The 4,493-nt window shown below is 75.7% G+C and carries 4 protein-coding genes; 2 read left to right on the plus strand and 2 right to left on the minus strand.

Going from position 1 to position 4,493, the window contains the following annotated elements; genetic code table 11:
- Nucleotides 1-360: 360 nt before the first annotated feature.
- Together LCE31_RS37250 and LCE31_RS37255 are read right to left on the minus strand one after the other, a co-directional pair.
- Nucleotides 361-1,482 carry a hypothetical protein gene (locus tag LCE31_RS37250; protein ID WP_225022493.1) on the minus strand — a complete coding sequence of 374 codons (1,122 nt, stop codon included), beginning with the start codon at nucleotides 1,480-1,482 and terminating at the stop codon, nucleotides 361-363.
- The gene (locus LCE31_RS37255; protein ID WP_225022494.1) at nucleotides 1,479-2,486 is read right to left on the minus strand and encodes a 5-dehydro-4-deoxyglucarate dehydratase; all 1,008 of its coding nucleotides are present in this window, start codon (nucleotides 2,484-2,486) and stop codon (nucleotides 1,479-1,481) included. Before LCE31_RS37255 ends, LCE31_RS37250 begins: the two co-directional genes overlap by 4 nt.
- A 395-nt stretch (nucleotides 2,487-2,881) precedes the next feature.
- On the opposite strand from LCE31_RS37255, the gene LCE31_RS37260 reads away from it, so the two are divergent.
- Both LCE31_RS37260 and LCE31_RS37265 read left to right on the plus strand, forming a co-directional pair.
- A complete protein-coding gene (locus LCE31_RS37260) occupies nucleotides 2,882-3,709 on the plus strand; it encodes an NAD-dependent epimerase/dehydratase family protein (protein ID WP_225022495.1) in 828 nt (275 codons plus the stop codon).
- Nucleotides 3,710-3,827: 118 nt separating this feature from the next.
- Nucleotides 3,828-4,493: TerD family protein (locus tag LCE31_RS37265; protein WP_225022496.1), on the plus strand; the 666-nt coding region annotated here is incomplete at its 3' end.

Consider the following 4,493-nt stretch of genomic DNA (forward strand, 5'->3'; position numbering starts at 1 on the left):
GGGGGGCGCCCCCCGGGGGCCCGGGGGGGGGCCCCCCCGCCCCGCCGCGGGGGGGGGCCGGGCGGGCCCCGGGGGGGGGGCCCGGGCCCCGGGGGGGGGCCCCGGGGGGGGGGCCCCCCCCGGGGCGGGCCCGCGCCGCGTGTCCGTGGGAGGGGAGGCGCGTCCTCGGCAGGGCAGGCGGCCTTGGGCGGGCGGGCGGCCTCGGTCCGGGGGCGCCCGCTCGGAAGGCGCGCCCGCCCGGAAGGGTCGCCCGCTGGAAGCGGTGTCCACCGAAAGGCGCGCCCACCGAAAGGCGCGCCCACCGAAAGGGGGCGCCCGCTCGGAGGCCGGGAGCTCCCGGACGGCCGGGGGAGGGGCCGCTCAGAGGGTTCGGAGTGCCTGCCGTACCTGGGCCAGGTCCTCGTCCGAGGCCAGTCCCGCGTGGTAGAGGCGCAGTTCGGTGGCGCCCAGGGCGCTCGCGCGCGCCGCGTCGGCCGCGAGGGTGGCGGGGCTGCCGCCCATCCCGCCGACCACCGTGAAGTTGGCGGCGATCACGCCCGCGCCCGCCCGTGCGAACGGTTCGAGCATGCCTTCCGGGCCGCCTGCGCAGGGCACGACGACGCCGTCCGCCACCTTCGCGATGTGCGCGGGGTCCACGCCGGTGTTCGCGCCGGTGCGGTGCGGGTGCGGGTCCGCGTGCAGCAGGATCTGGAAGCCGCTGGGCGCCGCCTCGCGGACCGCCGCGACCACGCGCTCCTGGAAGGCGCGGGCCACCCTGCCCCGCCATGCCATCGTGCGCCGCCGCAGGCCGGCGACCACTTCGGGGGCGGCGCCGCCCTCCAGCGCCGCCCGCACCTCCTCGGGCGTCACGCCGTCCCCGTACGCGGCGTATCCCTCGCGGCAGACCGCGCAGAAGCACACGGACATCAGGTACTGCTCGGCGTCTCCCGCCGCGAAGCCGGCGATCTTGTCGTGCGCGTGCAGGTGCGCGAGTCCGTACCAGCCGCAGGACTCCAGCTCCGTGCCGCTCGCGCCGGGGCGGACCGCCGCCTCCACCGCGAGATCCGTCAGGTATCCGGCGACCTCGGGGCGTGCGACGCACGGCGCCCACGGGTAGCGGTCGCCGTACGCGTTGACCACCGAGGTCTCCGGGTGCTCGGCGCCGAGGCGCGAGCTGTGCGCGAGGACCACCCAGCTGTGCACGTCGAGGCCCGCGTCCGCGAGGGCGCGCGCGGCCTCGCCGAACGCGTCGCCCGGCGCCCACGGCCCGGCCGCGTACGGCCGGAGCTCGCGGCCGGCCCAGCGCTTCGCCGACGGCGGGTACAGCACCGCCGCGTACTGCGCCGTGACGATCCTGTGGTCCGGGTGACGGGGCGTCACGGCGCGGGTGGAGTGGTACGCGGACGCCAGGGTGACCTGCCGCACCCCGAGGTCCGCGACGCGTCCTGGGGCCGCCGCGTCGCCCCGTACGTCCCACGGGTAGAGGAAGGCGGACGCCCTCATGCGCGCTCTCCCGCGGGCTCCGGGACCGCGGTGAGCAGCGCGTGGCCGCGCTCCACGATCTCCGTGAGCTCCTTGAGGTGTTCGGGCCGCGGCTCGGTGAGCGGGGCCCGGACCTCGCCGACGTCCAGGCCGCGCATCCGCACGCCCGCCTTGACCAGCGAGACCGCGTAGCCGCGGCCCTTGGCGCGCAGTTCGACGAGGGGGCGGTAGAAGCCGTCGATGAGCCGGTTCGCGGTCGCGTCGTCGCCGGAGCCCAGCGCACGGTGGAACGCCACGGCGATCTCCGGCGCGAAGCAGAACACGGCGGACGAGTAGAGCGTGATGCCGATGCCGCGGTAGGCGAGCCCGGTCAGCTCGGCGGTGGGCAGGCCGTTGAAGTAGAGGAAGTCGCGGTCGGGTTCGGCGGTGCGCACCGCGCTGACGATGCGCTGCATCAGGTCGAGGTCGCCGACGCCGTCCTTGAGGCCGACGATGTTCTCGGTGCGGGCCAGCTCGACCACCGTCTCGGGCGTGAAGACAGCGTTGTCGCGCTGGTAGACGATCACCGGCAGCGGGGTGGCGGCGGCGAGCGCGGCGTAGTGCCGCAGCAGGCCCTCCTGGCCGGCCACCACGAGGTAGGGCGGCATGGCGAGCAGCCCGTCGGCGCCGGCCTCCTGGGCGATGCGCGCGAACCGGATCGCGAGCGCGGTGCCGTAGCCGGCGCCCGCGACGACGGGGACGCGTCCTGCGGTCGCCTCGACCGCGGCGGCGACGTACGCGCCGAACTCCTCGGGGGTCAGGGCGTGGAACTCGCCGGTGCCGCAGCAGGTGAAGACGGCCGCTGCGCCCGCCTCGACGCCCGCGGCGACGTGTTCGCGGTAGGTGGTCAGGTCGGGACCGCCGTCCGGGCCGTACGCGGTGACGGGGAAGAACAGCGGCCCCTCCCCGCGGGTGAGGCGGTCGGTGAGCGGGGCGGCTGAGGTCACGGGTGCTCCCTGGCTGCTTCTGTGCACGTCTGCAATCATGCTTATGATCGGCGTCTATATTTCTGAACAGTTCCCACGCTAATGCGCCCTGTCCGCTCCGGTCAAGCTCAGAACCGGGCAACTCCGCCCGCCCCGCGCCGGGGTGGATCGTCCGCCGGGAGCGGACCCGGACGCCGGGCCACGATATTCCCGCGCGGGGAAGGGCCGGAACACGGACGGCGGTGCGGAGGGCCGATCCGGACGGACCGGTCCTTGATCGCGCGTCCCGCGCCGCCCCTCGCCGCGGGCCGCGGCCGATGGGGTACGAAGGGGTGGGGAGGCCCCTGGACGGGGTGGCCGCCGCGCCCTTGACGCCTCCGCGCGCGCCTCCTTAGGTTGAGCGAAACCCGCCCAGTCATGCATATGAACGACGTTTACGGAGCTGAGTGACTGCCATGCCCGGACTGCCCGTGCCGCCCGTGTCCCGGACCATCCTGCTCACCGGCGCGGCCGGCGGCCTCGGCACCCTGATGCGCGGACTGCTGCCCGCGTACGGCTACCGCCTCCGCCTGCTCGACGCCGTCCCCGTCGAGGGCGAGCCGGACGCGATCACCGCGGACCTGGCCGACACGGACGCGCTCCGCGAGGCCGTGCGCGGCGTGGACGCCGTCCTGCACCTCGCCGGCATCTCCCTCGAATCCACCTTCGAGAAGATCCTGCGTGCCAACATCGAGGGCACGTACCACCTCTACGAGGCGGCGCGCGCGGAGGGCGTCCGGCGGATCGTCTTCGCGTCGAGCAACCACGCCGTCGGCTACACGCCGAGGCCCGCCGAGGCCGGAGCGCTCGTGCCGGTCGACACCCCGCGCCGTCCCGACACCTTCTACGGGCTGTCCAAGTGCTTCGGCGAGGACCTCGCCCAGCTCTACTGGGACAAGCACGGCATGGAGACCGTGTCCGTGCGCATCGGGTCCTGCTTCGCCGAGCCCACCACCGTGCGGATGCTCTCCCTGTGGATGAGCCCGGCCGACGGCGCGCGGCTCTTCCACGCGGCCCTGACCGCGGAGGACGTCGGCCACACCGTCGTCTACGGCTCCTCCGCCAACACCCGTCTGTGGTGGGACCTCTCCTCGGCGCGCGCGCTCGGCTACGAGCCCCAGGACGACTCGGAGCCGTTCGCCGCGAAGCTGATCGCCGAGCAGGGCGAGCTGGAGCCGGACAACCCGGACCACGCGTCGATCGGCGGGGCGTGGGTCTCGCAGCCGCCGCTGTGGCCCCGCTGACCGGCGCTCCTCCGGGCCCGCGAGATACCCGGCTGGCCGGCTCGGGCCGATCGGGTGGGCGATACGGGTGGGACGCGGGTAAGGGAACGGCAAAGCCGGGCCGCTCGTTACGCCTGGCATGACTGCTATGACCCCGGGTTCGAACCTCCCGCTCCCGAGCGCCCGCGTGACGGTGGACGTCGCGGCGCCCGTCCGTCTCGACGTGTCGGCGCTGCTGCTCACGGCCGCGGGCAAGGTCCGCTCCGACGACGACTTCATCTTCTACAACCAGCCCGCGGGTCCCGGCGTCACCTACCGCTCGGGCGGCGGCTCCGCGCCCGACGCGATCACCGTCGACACGGCGGCCCTGCCCGCGGGCATCGAGAAGATCGTCGTGACCGCGAGCCCGGACGAGGAAGGCGCGACGTTCCGGGGCACCGAACCCACGGCGACGGTGCGGGGCACCGACGACGGCTCCCTCGTCGCGACGTTCACGCCGCCGGGCCTCGGCTCCGAGACGGCGCTCGTCGTCGTGGAGCTCTACCTGCGGGGCGGCGCCTGGAAGGTCCGCGCCGTCGGACAGGGCTACGCGAACGGGCTGGCCGGCATCGCCATGGACTTCGGCGTCTCGGTGGACGAGCCCGCGGACGCGCCGGGCGCACCCGCCGCGCCCCAGTCCGCCGCGCCGACCGCGCCCCCGTCGTCGCGGTCGTCTGCGCCGTCGCCGGGAGCGGGAGCGTTCTCGGGGCCGCCGTCGCCGTCCTCCTGGCCCGCGGCCGCGCCCGCCCCGGCCGCCGGCCAGGGC

The organism is Streptomyces sp. 8L, assembly GCF_020176795.1.
Taxonomy (GTDB): domain Bacteria; phylum Actinomycetota; class Actinomycetes; order Streptomycetales; family Streptomycetaceae; genus Streptomyces.